Source organism: Salibacterium halotolerans, assembly GCF_900115625.1.
GTDB lineage: Bacteria > Bacillota > Bacilli > Bacillales > Marinococcaceae > Salibacterium > Salibacterium halotolerans.
Genome location: NZ_FOXD01000005.1, coordinates 70,728 through 83,431, shown reverse-complemented (window position 1 = coordinate 83,431; position 12,704 = coordinate 70,728). Strand labels below are relative to the sequence as shown.

15 protein-coding genes are annotated in these 12,704 nt (G+C 47.0%); 6 read left to right on the top strand and 9 right to left on the bottom strand.

Annotated features, from left to right (window positions below; genetic code table 11):
• Window positions 1-74: 74 nt before the first annotated feature.
• From BM124_RS06030 to ilvA, 5 genes are read right to left on the bottom strand one after another with little or no spacing between them, the layout of a single operon-like run.
• Window positions 75-509 (bottom strand): TlpA disulfide reductase family protein, encoded by a 435-nt coding sequence (locus BM124_RS06030; protein ID WP_170841000.1) that lies wholly within the window; start codon window positions 507-509, stop codon window positions 75-77.
• Window positions 484-843: a thioredoxin family protein gene (locus BM124_RS06025; RefSeq protein ID WP_093336029.1), complete on the bottom strand. Its 360-nt coding sequence runs from the start codon at window positions 841-843 to the stop codon at window positions 484-486. Before BM124_RS06025 ends, BM124_RS06030 begins: the two co-directional genes overlap by 26 nt.
• Window positions 844-887: 44 nt before the next feature.
• Window positions 888-1,409, bottom strand: coding sequence for a type 1 glutamine amidotransferase domain-containing protein (locus BM124_RS06020; RefSeq protein ID WP_093336027.1), 522 nt, complete (start codon window positions 1,407-1,409; stop codon window positions 888-890).
• A gap of 18 nt (window positions 1,410-1,427) precedes the next feature.
• Window positions 1,428-2,180: a DUF3891 family protein gene (locus BM124_RS06015; RefSeq protein WP_093336026.1), complete on the bottom strand. Its 753-nt coding sequence runs from the start codon at window positions 2,178-2,180 to the stop codon at window positions 1,428-1,430.
• A gap of 36 nt (window positions 2,181-2,216) precedes the next feature.
• The gene (ilvA, locus tag BM124_RS06010; RefSeq protein ID WP_093336024.1) at window positions 2,217-3,464 is read right to left on the bottom strand and encodes a threonine ammonia-lyase IlvA; all 1,248 of its coding nucleotides are present in this window, start codon (window positions 3,462-3,464) and stop codon (window positions 2,217-2,219) included.
• 287 nt (window positions 3,465-3,751) lie between these two features.
• Here ilvA and BM124_RS06005 point away from each other — a divergent pair, with 287 nt between their 5' ends.
• From BM124_RS06005 to BM124_RS05990, 4 genes are all read left to right on the top strand, one after another.
• Window positions 3,752-3,931: a hypothetical protein gene (locus tag BM124_RS06005; protein ID WP_093336023.1), complete on the top strand. Its 180-nt coding sequence runs from the start codon at window positions 3,752-3,754 to the stop codon at window positions 3,929-3,931.
• 147 nt (window positions 3,932-4,078) lie between these two features.
• Window positions 4,079-4,411 (top strand): phasin family protein, encoded by a 333-nt coding sequence (locus tag BM124_RS06000; protein WP_139217073.1) that lies wholly within the window; start codon window positions 4,079-4,081, stop codon window positions 4,409-4,411.
• Between the two features lie 56 nt (window positions 4,412-4,467).
• A complete protein-coding gene (locus BM124_RS05995; RefSeq protein ID WP_093336020.1) occupies window positions 4,468-6,144 on the top strand; it encodes an ABC1 kinase family protein in 1,677 nt (558 codons plus the stop codon).
• Between the two features lie 54 nt (window positions 6,145-6,198).
• Window positions 6,199-6,813 carry a trimeric intracellular cation channel family protein gene (locus tag BM124_RS05990; RefSeq protein WP_093336019.1) on the top strand — a complete coding sequence of 205 codons (615 nt, stop codon included), beginning with the start codon at window positions 6,199-6,201 and terminating at the stop codon, window positions 6,811-6,813.
• Here the strand turns inward: BM124_RS05990 and BM124_RS05985 are convergent.
• The 4 genes from BM124_RS05985 to BM124_RS05970 all read right to left on the bottom strand — a co-directional run bounded on the left by BM124_RS05985 (window position 6,810) and on the right by BM124_RS05970 (window position 8,964).
• The gene (locus tag BM124_RS05985; protein ID WP_093336160.1) at window positions 6,810-7,640 is read right to left on the bottom strand and encodes a sulfurtransferase; all 831 of its coding nucleotides are present in this window, start codon (window positions 7,638-7,640) and stop codon (window positions 6,810-6,812) included. The genes BM124_RS05990 and BM124_RS05985 overlap by 4 nt on opposite strands.
• Before the next feature lie 19 nt (window positions 7,641-7,659).
• Window positions 7,660-8,031: a YppE family protein gene (locus tag BM124_RS05980; protein WP_170840998.1), complete on the bottom strand. Its 372-nt coding sequence runs from the start codon at window positions 8,029-8,031 to the stop codon at window positions 7,660-7,662.
• Window positions 8,032-8,072: 41 nt separating this feature from the next.
• Window positions 8,073-8,603, bottom strand: a complete 531-nt coding sequence (locus tag BM124_RS05975; protein WP_280139715.1) for a phage terminase small subunit-related protein — start codon at window positions 8,601-8,603, stop codon at window positions 8,073-8,075.
• Window positions 8,604-8,709: 106 nt separating this feature from the next.
• Window positions 8,710-8,964: a DUF370 domain-containing protein gene (locus tag BM124_RS05970; protein ID WP_093336159.1), complete on the bottom strand. Its 255-nt coding sequence runs from the start codon at window positions 8,962-8,964 to the stop codon at window positions 8,710-8,712.
• A gap of 149 nt (window positions 8,965-9,113) precedes the next feature.
• Here BM124_RS05970 and recU point away from each other — a divergent pair, with 149 nt between their 5' ends.
• Together recU and BM124_RS05960 are read left to right on the top strand one after the other, a co-directional pair.
• Window positions 9,114-9,707, top strand: a complete 594-nt coding sequence (gene recU, locus BM124_RS05965) for a Holliday junction resolvase RecU (protein WP_093336157.1) — start codon at window positions 9,114-9,116, stop codon at window positions 9,705-9,707.
• An 86-nt stretch (window positions 9,708-9,793) separates the two neighbouring features.
• A complete protein-coding gene (locus tag BM124_RS05960) occupies window positions 9,794-12,580 on the top strand; it encodes a transglycosylase domain-containing protein (protein ID WP_093336014.1) in 2,787 nt (928 codons plus the stop codon).
• Window positions 12,581-12,704 lie beyond the last annotated feature (124 nt).

The window sequence follows — 12,704 nt, the reverse complement described above, 5'->3', positions numbered from 1 at the left end:
GTCACACAAAACAAATACAGCACAACGTCAAAAAACGAAGCCCGGCTGTTCCCGGACTTCGTTTTTTAACGGTATTAACGCACCAGAAGCGGTTCCACTCCTTTGATAATATCCACAAATGCTGCTTTATCATTAAAACGATTCATTACCTGAAGATTTTCATCAAGAATAAATGTGGTCGGAACTCCCATGCATTGATACTTGTCATACGTTTTTGTATTCAAATCGCGAAGGACGGGAAATGTGTACCCGTTGTCTTCCATAAACTGCACCGGAGCTTCCGTTGATCCTTCTCTCCCGGTCACATTGATCGTAAGAAATTGTATCTTATCCTGATCCAGGTTTTCATAAAAAGACTGTTTCTTCGCAAGATCACGCTGCGAATCCGGACACCAGGACGCCCAAAACGTCAGCATAACCGGCTTTCCTTTCCAGTCATGAAACCGCACCTGGTCTTCCCCGTCCAATGTTGAAAGTTCAAAATCAGGAGCTGCTTTTGCTTCTGTCATTGTTCTCATCCTCCTTCATACCTTTGAGCGGCACCAGGCCGTGCAGCCTTTTCAATAAGGAAGGAACGGATTCAAACGCATAAATCGTAAGAACTATCCTCCCATCGTTCCACACTTTCAGGCAGGGCACACTGCTGATTTGTTCCTGTTGTGCGATATCGGGCATCGTGTTTATATCAGCCTGCAGAAAAGCAGCATCGAACACTGTTTCTATATGACCGGTCATCTCTGATGCCACCTGACACGTTCCGCATAATGGAGTGTAGAAAAAAACCGCCGCCGTTTGACTATTGTTTGTAAGTTCCTGTATTTCCCGTGCAGAAATTTCTTTCATGATAACTCCTTTTATTCCGGCTCAGCCCCTCTTATTATGCTGTCTTACGCTTTCAGCGACTGAACGAGCGCCCGGCTGTATGCCGGAATGTCCGGCGGGCGCCGGCTTGAAACGATATGGCCGTCTACGACCACTTCCTCATCATACCAGACGGCCCCGGCGTTTTTCATATCGTCTTTAATACCCGGGGTGCTTGTTACTTTTTTGTTCGTAAGGATGTCCGCGGAGACAAGAACCCAGCCGGCGTGGCAGATTTGACCGATAAGTTTCTGTTGTTTATCCATATGCCGGACCATGTCCATAACCTCCGGATAACGCCGCAGTTTGTCCGGCGCCCATCCGCCGGGCACAAGAATACCGTCATATTCTGCGGCGGAAATGTCGGTAAACGAAGCTTCTGCTTCTGCAGGTACGCCGTGTTTACCGTAATACGTTTTCCCCTTTTCTTTTCCGGTGAGTACAACATCTACGCCTTCTTCCCTGAGTCTCATAACCGGTACCCAAAGTTCCAGATCTTCAAAATCTTCATCGACAAGTGCGATGATTCGTTTTCCTTGTAAAGACATCGAATCCTCCTTTTTATGTCAGCCTGGATGGAGATAGAACTGTCTCGTAAGTGCCGTGCTGTGTTGAAACGCTTCGGAAAACCTTTTTTCCTGCAGCTCTTCTTTTAAAACCTGTCTGCCATGAATCGTTATATCGAGCGGTTCCTGCAGAGGAAACGGTGTGATGAACACATGCTCTTTTCCACTGAATTCCGCATAAATCGTTTCATGGTTCACAAAAGCAAAATGCTGCCGGAATCCGTTTTTGAACCAGGGATTTTCCTCCTCTTTCGAAGCCCCGGGAGCATTGGTGCACAAATAGAGAGAAAGATCGTCGCAAAACTGCAGCAGTGCAAGATGATGCTCTTCGTTATCAGGCTCTTGAAGTTCTCTCCGCCATTTTTTCTGCCGCTCTTTTTCCTGGTCACGAAACATCCGCCCGGTTGCTGTCAAGCCTTTTTCAAAAAAAGAAGTGTAGTGTCTGCTGACTAACAGGCCGCAGTAGCGATGTATTCCGGCAGCCTCAAGAATACCTCTCTGATAAGCCTCTGTCTTAGGTTTTTCCGGATAATTGGTAAAATCGTAAGGGCGGTTCCTTTCATCGGCAAGCGGCGCCGCGTCGAGCGGAATCCAGGCCCGGTCGTGCTCCCGGACAGCCGCAGCCAGTTCATCCCAGTACGGATCTTCTTTTGCGGCTCTGCCGCCCCATAATGTTATGATTTCAGCAGAAATCCGGGCATGTTCATGCTGGGGAATACATTCAAAAAACGTCTCCTCTTCATTAATAATCATGATCCCGTCCTCCTGATCCAGCTGCCTCTGCTTTCATCAAATAAGAAAATGAAAAAGATTTTCTTCTTTGTTGATTTCGTTATACTGGAAATTTTTCTTTTCAAGCTGTTTGATCAGCCTGTCGTAATCGCCGGGATCGGCAAGCTCTATGCCGACAAGTGCCGGTCCGGTCGATTTGTTGTTTTTCTTCGTGTATTCAAACCTTGTGATATCATCCTCAGGGCCGAGCACTTCATGAAGAAACTCGCGCAGCGCTCCGGCACGCTGAGGAAAGTTGATCAGAAAGTAATGCTGAAGGCCCTCGTAGCGGAGCGATTTTTCCCGCATTTCTTCCATCCGGCCGATATCATTGTTACCGCCGCTCACAACACACACGACCGTCTTTCCTTTAATCTCCTCTTTGTAAAAATCCAATGCTGAAATCGGCATAGCGCCGGCCGGCTCGGCAACGAGGGCATTCTCATTATACAATTCCAGAATGGTTGAACAGATTTTGCCTTCCGGTACTAGTGAAATATCATCAAGCAGTCCGCGGCATACTTCATATGGAATATCACCAACCCGTTTCACCGCTGCACCGTCGACAAACTTGTCCATGTCCTGAAGTTCCACGACTTCATTTTTTACGATCGATTCTTTCATGCCGGGTGCACCGCCGGGTTCGGTTCCGATCACTTTCGTTTCCGGCGAAATCGACTTTACATAAGTCCCGATACCAGAGATTAATCCGCCGCCGCCGATGGTACAGAATAAATAGTCGATTGGTTCTTCAATATCATTCATGATTTCCATACCGACCGTCCCCTGGCCGGCGATGATTTTTTCATTATTGAACGGATGAATGAAAGCCATGTTGTTCTCCTCTTTACATGCCATAGCTTCCTGATACGAGTCATCAAACGTATCACCGGTAATCACGACGTCGACATATTCTTTGCCGAATAATTTCACCTGCCCGATTTTTTGTTTCGGTGTTGTCGTCGGCATAAAGATTTTCCCTTTCACCTTCAACGCTTTGCATGAATACGCAACACCCTGGGCATGATTGCCTGCGCTCGCACAGACGACGCCGTTTTTCAGTGTTTCTTCGGACAACCCCTGCATCAGATAATATGCCCCGCGGATTTTAAAAGAGCGCACCACCTGCAGGTCTTCTCTTTTTAAGTACACATTCGCACCATAACGTTCGGAAAGAACCTGATTTTTCTGCAGCGGCGTATGGGCGACTACGTCTTTTAATGTTTGGTTGGCTATGATGATATCTTCTATATGAATCCCTGACATGTCTCATTTTCCTTTCCTGTCGTTCCATTACGGACACATTTTACATTGTACTGCATTTTGCACTTTATTTATTGTAACATGATACGTACGCCCTAACGATTGTTCTGTCCACTAAAAGGAGCGTATGGATATCCTTTTTGGATTGATAAATTGTTTTTGCACGGATATAATAAAAAAAGGTATTTCTTTTGTTTTCCCACTGCTCTGCCATGGGTGATAATGATATACTTAGACAGAGTGTTTAACCATCTTACATAAATGACAATGCATGAAGGAGGCTTTTCTTTATGACGAGACTCAGCGCAGTGCTGTCTGCAATGATTATCTTCATGATACCGGCGGCTGCATCAGCATCCTCGGTAAATGCCTGGAACGATGCGGACAAAAGTTTATTAGCCGGGCTGTCCATCATCTCTGTTATCGTCCTGGTATTCTTCATTTATTCCATGCTCCGGGACAACGGGTAGGAAATGTATCCATCTTTCTCTCAAGGCTTGTCTGAATAGAGTATTCTATCTTCAGGTAAGCCTTTTTCACGACGTCCCTGCCTATTGTAGATAATCAGAGCGGAAGATACAACTCACCTGCTGAAAAATAAGAACCAGGAGGAATACATGATGAATGACATGCTGAAAAAAGGATTTTTTCTCGGCCTCGGAGCAGCTTCCTACGGAAAAGAAAAAGTGCAGACTTATATTGATGATTTGGTGACGCGCGGCAGAATCACCCCCCGTGAAGCCGAGCAGTGGAAAGAAGAGTTAATGGAACGCGGGAAGAATATGGAGTCGGACTGGAGTGAACGCTCAAAAGATAAAGCGCGTGATGCGTTCAGAGACATGGGGCTTGCATCGGACACCGACATAGAACGGATAGAATCCAAACTTCAGGAGCTGGAAGAAAAACTGGAGCGTTATAAATTTAACGATACAGATCATAACGAACGCTGATCCGTCGGTTCGAGGAGCCAAGATTAGATTTTGTATTCCTGGAAAGGAATTGTTACATGGAAATATCACGAGGTCTTAAACACGCGAACCGCTACAGAAAGATAGCAGCCACGCTTGCCCGTCACGGCTTTGGTTATGTACTGCAGGAAGTCGGCCTGTTTCATATTTTGTCCCTTCCCAAGCGGATGGCGTCCAACCCTGATGATTACAACATGCATTCGATGGGACAGCGGATCCGTAAAGTGCTTGAGGATCTGGGACCAACTTTTATTAAACTCGGTCAGATGATAAGCACCCGGGAAGACATCTTTCCTCCTTCCATCATTGAAGAGCTGCAGAAACTTCAGGATGAGGTGCCGCCTTTTCCATTTGAGCAGGCACGGAAAATTATCGAACATGACCTCGGACACCAATTGGAAGACGTGTTCGCTTCCTTTTCAGATGAGCCGATTGCCGCAGCATCCATCGGACAGGTATACAAGGCTGAGCTTCACGATGGAACGGACGCAGCCGTGAAAGTATCACGCCCGCATATCAAAGAAACGATTGAAAAAGATATCGATATATTACGGGATCTTGCCAAATTATTCGCCCAGCGTTTTCAGTGGGCAAGGTACTATCAGTTGCAGGATGTGATTGAGGAATATATAGATGCCATCCGGGATGAAGTCGATTACTATGTGGAAGCCCGCAATACAGAGAAAATGCGGACCAACATGGAGAACTTCCCTGCTCTTGAGATTCCGGAAGTATTCGAATCGTACTCCAGCCGGAGGGTGCTGACCATTTCTTTTCTGGACGGCACAAAAATTTCGGAGCTGGAGCAGAGTGACAAACAGTTTAACAAGAAAGCACTGGCGCGTTCACTCACCGATGCTTTCTTTCACCAGGTCATGGTGGATGGTTTTTTTCACAGTGATCCCCACCCCGGAAATATTGTCTTCACCGGCTATGAGACAGCAGGACTGATTGATTTCGGCCAAATCGGACGGCTCAATAAAGAAATGCGCCGGCAGTTTATCAACTATATTATTGCCATGACCCGGAAAAAGCCGGATCAGGTGGCTGATGCCATTTATGAAATGGCCGATATTCCGGATACGATTGATCATGATCAGTTTGCAGAAGATGTCTATTATATGCTTTCCAAGTATTACGAGAAATCGTTCCAGGATATCCGGTTCGGTGAAGCAATTAATGATATTTTTGCAACGTCGCACCGGTACGAGATTCAGATTTACAAAGAATATACGATGCTTGCCAAAGCATTGATTACTTTCGAGGGCATTATCGAACATCTTGATCCGGATCTCAGCATTGTTGAAATAGCGGAACCATATGGAAAGAAGCTGGCGATGGAACAGATAAATCCTAAAAATATTGCCAGAGACTGGTGGAAAGAAGGAGTGCGGCAGCGGGATTACCTGCTGGACATTCCCCGGGAATTCCGTGATGCACTGTCCAAGTTGAACAAAAGCCACGTCGGCATTGAGATGAAAGTCCCGAAAATGAACATCTTTTTGAATAAGCTTGACCGGATCAGCAACCGCCTTTCTTTCAGTATCATACTGCTTGCGTTCAGCATTATTATGGTCGGTTTGATTGTCGGCTCTACATTCGGAGATTCTTCCTCCCCTCTTGTCAGACTGCCGGTCATTGAAATCAGTTTCATTATTTCGTTTCTTATGTTTTTATGGCTTCTGTACGCTATATTTAAATCCGGACGATTTTGAATATCCCGGCCTCATGCGGCCGGGAATTTTTCTTGGGAAAGGAGGCGGTCCCGGGTGACGTGGGACATTCTTAATATTATCGGCACTACCGCCTTCGCGCTGAGTGGTGTCTTTGCTGCAATGGAAGAAGAATATGATTTAATGGGGATTTATATTCTGGGGTTCGTGACAGCTTTTGGCGGCGGAGCTGTGCGGAACCTTTTGATCGGTGTCCCGGTTACTGCTCTGTGGGGACAGGAGACTCTGTTTTTGACCGCTTTTATCATCATGACCATTGCTTTTCTACTGCCGCGGTTTTTGTTTGAAACATGGAGGAAATGGGGCCTTATGTTTGATGCCATCGGTCTCGGCTCCTTTGCCGTACAGGGGGCCATTTACGCATCCGAAATGAACCTTCCGCTCAGCGCTTCCATAGCCGCTGCTGCTTTAACGGGTACCGGTGGCGGAATGATCCGGGATGTACTGGCCGGACGCAAACCTCTTTTTCTGCGGCATGAAATTTACATCGCATGGACCGTTCCCGCCGGTATTGTTATCGGTATGGGATGGATTTCCTCCATGCCGGGCTATATCACCATGCTCGTTTTGATTGTTATCTGCCGGATGCTGTCTGTTCACTACGGATGGCGTCTTCCAAAAAGTCATTCCATAAGGGAGCACCAGCATTAGCCTTTCTCTACCGGCAGGTCTCCATAGGAAATCCAGTCACTCCAGCTTCCGGCATAGAGCCTTGGATTTTCATATCCCGCTTCATTCAGCGCCAGTACGTTCACACAGGCTGTCACACCGGATCCGCAGTAAGAGTAGATCCTGTTTTCTTCCGGTAAATGCTGAAAATGGTCTTTCAGCTCTTTTGGGCCTTTCCAGATCAGGTGCTCATCCAGCACATCTTTCCAGAAATAGTGTCCGGCACCCGGAATGTGCCCGGCTGTATGATCTACCGGATCCGTCTCTCCGCGGTAGCGCCTTTCGTCACGTCCATCGATAATCCGGCTCGATTCCTCATGAAGAGCAAGCTTTACTTCTTCTATAGACGCCAGCATCTGCGGCTGGATTCGTAGAATAAATTCTTTTCTTTTCAGTTCGGGCTGCCTGCTTTCAACAGGATACCCCTCTTCCTTCCATAAGGAGAAAGGCCGGTCCATCACAAACGTCCGTTCATGGCCGGCATACATCATCATCCACCAAAACCGAGCCGCCATCGCTCCTCCCTGATCATCATAAGCAACGACATCCGTGTGGTGATCAATACCTGCTTCGGATAAAATGTCTGCAAATTCATCCATATCCGGCAGCGGGTGTCTTCCGCCGACAGGTTCCGCCGGTGCACTTAAATCTCTTTCCAGATCGATATGAACAGCGCCGGGCAGATGCTCTTTTTCATATGCTGCTTTTCCCGCTTCCGGCTCGCCAAGCTGAAACCGGCAGTCGACGATCCGTACGTCCTCTCTTTGGCATGCATCGTTCACCCATTCCGGATCAACAATATACGTCACTTTTGCTCCTCCTTTCCTGTTATACATCCAGCTGTTCTTCCATACCGGTTAAAATATAGTCAATCGACTGAATCATCTCACGGAAGCGCTTCTTTTTTGTATCGGATTGAAACGAACGTATCGATGAAATACACATGTTTTCATGCGTGTCCTCAATCTGTTTCAAGTAAAAATAGAATGGCTTTTCATCGATAATCCATTGTTCCGCCAGTGGTTTCCAAGCATCGGCTGTTTCTTTCATACGGTCGGCAAATGGTTTCACTTCTTCATAAAAATCGGGCGTGTATTCAGCATTCTGTGCTATCGTCGTGAAATGATGAAGAGACTGGTCATTATATTGTTTTAACTGTTGTATTTTTGTATAAAGTTCTTGTTTTTGTTCCTGCTGCATATCCCTGTCCTCCTCCATTCTATCTTATCACGGGGAGTCATTCATTCAAACTGAAAAAGACCTGCAGGCAGATGACCGGGTTGAGCGATACCGGCTGTATCCTCCTGTTTCCGGCGGAGCTCTGGATCCTGCTGCTGTTGTATCTGCTTTTCGAGCCTGTCCATCTTTTTTGTCAACGCTTCTATTTTCTTGCGCTGCTCTACGATTTGAAACGTCACGATATCATCTGCTTTATTCATAATCATCCGCTCAAGTAATTGAACATTCTCCTCGGCCTGTGCCAGCCGTTCCAGCATCACATCGCGGTTGACCGTGCCGCCGCTTTTTTCAGCGGTATGGGATACATCCTGCTGTTGCTGCTTTTTAATACTCAAAAACTGCAAAACAGTATCTTCTTCGAAGCAGTAATGACCATTTGCGTTAACGGTGTATGGAATATTGTATTTTTTGACCCAATTCAGCACAGTTGACGATGAAACCTCCAGGCGCCGGGCAATGTCTTTTGTTTTCAAGTGCTGTTCTGTCATTTTGCATACCTCCTTTTTCCTGTCCCTCCTGCTTTCTTCTTTGATTGAAGAAACCCTGCTGTACTGACAGAACTAGTGTTTATTCGAAAAAGAAGGTATAAATCAGCCTGAAATCTACAAAAAAAGCTCCGGCATAGGCCGAAGCTTCGTACTAACCACCACTATCATTTTCATTTAATCTCTGTGCCACTGTTTCAGGCTGAATAGCGGAAAGCAGAACGTGGTCGCTATCAGCAAGGATAATACTCCTTGTTTTTCTACCATTCGTGACATCAATCAGCATTTTTCTATCCCGGGCTTCCTGAATCAACCGTTTTGTAGGTGCGGAATCCGAGCTGACAATTGATATAATTCGTTCAGGCGGCATCATATTGCCAAAACCAAGATTGACCGGCTTCTCATTCATTGATTCTCTCACTCTCCCTTACTCCTTTATCGTAACATGACCTTCCCCATGATTGTCTACTTTCCCTTCTTAAGAGAAGAAAGATGGTTCTTTCCAAGGCCCTGATATGCTATGATGGAGAAATGAAAAACAGCAAAGCAGGTGGTAGTATGGCCTTTCGATACCCCGGCGGAAAAAAGTATAACGGTTCGCGCAGTCATCAGACCTCTTCTCCCTCCAACCTGTTTGGAAACCGGGGAATGACACTGGAGCAGGATCTTAACGATACAAATCAGTATTACCGGTCAACCGGGAAGGCTGTTATTCATAAGAAACCGACCCCTGTACAGATCGTGCATGTCGACTATCCGAAGCGAAGCGCTGCAAAAATTACCGAAGCTTATTTTAAACAGCCTTCCACGACAGACTATAACGGCATTTACCGCGGCAGCTATATTGACTTTGAAGCGAAAGAAACCCGCAATAAAACATCTTTTCCCTTTGGCAATATCCATGCCCACCAGATGGAGCATATGCATGACATTCTCCGTCATGACGGCATTGCGTTTTTGATCATCCGTTTCACCCTGCTTGAACAAACGTATTTATACGATGCCTCCCTTTTTTTGGATTGGTATTTCGGGCAGAAGGAAAGGAAATCGATACCGCTGCAGGATATAAGGGAAAACGGTCATTACATTCCCCTTCAATACAGTCCGCGCATAAACTATCTTGATATTGTTGACCTTATTTATTTTTCATAATGTAACGTTTTGTTTCATAGGTCGACTAACTCCATGATGTCCCGTGTCAAAATGAAACATCTCAAGAGAAAGGAAGAAAACAACCCATGAGCCAGGATTACCGCTCGAGACAGGAAAAACGACAGGCACAGCAGACTTCGGGCAAAAAAAATAAAAAATCATCCGGTAAACGGTCTATATTCAAGAAATTATTTCTTATTGTATTTATCACAGGTTTTCTACTTGTACTTGGAGGAGGGGTCGCGGCCGGTTTTATGATCAGCAATGCCCCGGCACTTGATCCTGAAGAACTCGTGCTTTCCGAGGCAGCTGAGATTTATGATCAGAACGGTAACCAGGTGACAAGACTGCAGTCCGGGAAAAACCGCGACCTCATTGATATCAATAATGTTCCCAACCATGTCAAATCAGCCTTTATTGCCGTGGAGGATACGAGATTTTACGACCATTTCGGTATTGATATCATCCGCGTGTTCGGCGCACTAAAAGCTAATTTGTCGCAGGGATTCGGCGCGGAAGGTGCCAGCACGATCACGCAGCAGGTTGTAAAAAACGCCTTCTTGTCCCCTGAAAAAACGATCAGCCGGAAAGTGCAGGAACAGTACCTTGCCATCCGGCTGGAACAGCAGTATTCCAAGGACCAGATTCTGCAGATGTATTTAAATCTGATTTATTTTGAACAGGGGGCATATGGTATCGGAGAAGCTTCCGATGTCTATTTTAATAAAGACGTCGATGAATTGACGATCGAAGATGCTGCCCTTCTTGCCGCTATTCCGAGAAGGCCGAACCATTATGAACCCATTCAGAATCCAAAAACCGCAAAAGAACGCAGAAACATGATTATTGGTCTGATGCAGGAGAATGATTTCATTACCCAGCAGGAAGCCAAAGAGGCCAAATCGGTTACTATCAATGAACAGCTTGATTACAACCCGACCCAGGAAGGCCTGATATACGACTCGTTCATCACACACGTCCAGAATGAGATGGAAGACGTCGAAGGCATCTCCTCCAATGAATTGTATTCGGCCGGGTTGAAAATTTATACCACACTCGATCCTGAAGCGCAGAAATACGCGGAGGAAGTCATTAATACGAACCAGCATATCAGCAATTACCCGCAAAGTGACCAGTTTCAGGTCGGGTTTACCCTGATTGATACACAGACCGGTGCCATTAAAGCGATGGTCGGCAACCGGCAGAGCCAGGATATCGCCAAAGGGTTCAACTATGCGAGCAACGGCAGCGCCCAGCCCGGCTCCACGATTAAACCGCTGCTCGATTACGCTCCGGCGATTGAATACAATCAGTGGTCCACGTACCACCAACTTGTCGATGAGCCGCACACGTATACCGAAGACGGCGATCAGCAGATCCAGAACTACTCCGGAACGTTCAGAGGCTCTGTGAGCATGAGACAGGCACTCGTCGACTCCATCAACGTTCCCGCTGTCAAGGCGCTGCAGCAGACCGGACTGCAGCGAGCCGGTGATTTCGCCCGGGGACTCGGTCTGCCGATCGAAAATGTCTACCCGGCAGCTGCCCTCGGGGGAATCAGTCCTGGATTTTCAAGTGTTGACATGGCAGGCGCTTATGCCGCCTTCGGAAATGAAGGAACATATTCCGAACCTCACGCGGTACGGCGCATCGAATTCCGGGACGGCCGTGAAATTACGATGGAGCATGAAACCAGCCAGGCTATGCAGGATTACACCGCGTACATGATCACGGATATGCTGAAAGACGTTGTCGATGAAGGAACCGGCACCGGAGCGAATATTCCGGATCTTCCGCTGGCCGGAAAGACTGGAACAACTAACTTTACTGAATCCGAACATGAGCAGTACGGTATCCCGGACGGCGGTGATCCTGATATATGGTTCGCAGGGTATACCCCGCGTTATACGGCAGCCGTCTGGACCGGCTTCAGCTCCGACCGGGGCGAGAATTACCTGATCGGCGGTGAAAGTGATATTGCCAAAGAGATTTTCCGGCTCGTGATGTCCCATGTTTCCGAAGGAACAGACACACCTGAATTTACCCAGCCTGATTCCGTCAATGCGATTGATATAGAACGAAGCAGCGGGCAGAGGGCGAGCCGGTACACACCGGAGAGTCAAATTATCACGGAACTGTTTGTTGAAGGAACGGGGCCGGAAGAGGTGTCGGATACATTCTCGCAGCCTGAATCCATCACCGGTTTAAATGCGGTATATGATGAACAGGAAGACGCGGTTCAGGTCAGCTGGGACTACGATCAAAGTGAACAGAGCGGCCGCTCCTTCCAGGTGGAACACCGGACGGAAAACGGATCTTACGAAACGGTATCGAACCAGTCCGAAACAGGCTATACGATGTCCGTTCCCAAGAGCGGTGTAACACACAGCTTCCGCATCACCGTAGTCAACGAGCAGGGACCAAATCAGACCAGCTCTTCGTCTGAAGTTCAGGTCAATGTACCGGAGAACAACGAAAATATGGATGAGGAAGAAGAGGACAGCAGTGACAGCAATGAAAATGAAGACGGTGAAGACCAGCAGAATGATAACAGTGAGGATGCTGGGGGATCAGGAGACAGCGGCTCCTCCGGCAGCGGTGAATCGGATAACAATGATTCCGGTAATAACGAAGACAGTAATACCAACAATGATAACAGCGGGGACAGCGGCAGCGAAAACAACAATACCGAAAACAATGACAGCAGCAATAACGACAGCGGCGATTCAGGTGATGAGAATAACACAAGCGGTGAATCAAATGACGGAAGCACGGACGTACAACAATCCAATTCCTCCAGTGACAGCACCAATTCGGATGACAACAGTAATTCAGACTCCGGAAGTACGACGGAGAATAATTCCACCAATTAAATGGCTGCAGGCTGTGACAACAGAATAGGAACCATATAAAAATCCGAACGATGAACGGACATTCCATGTTGGAATGCAGCATCGTTCGGATTTTTATGTTCTATCTTCCCTGCCCTGACTCCAC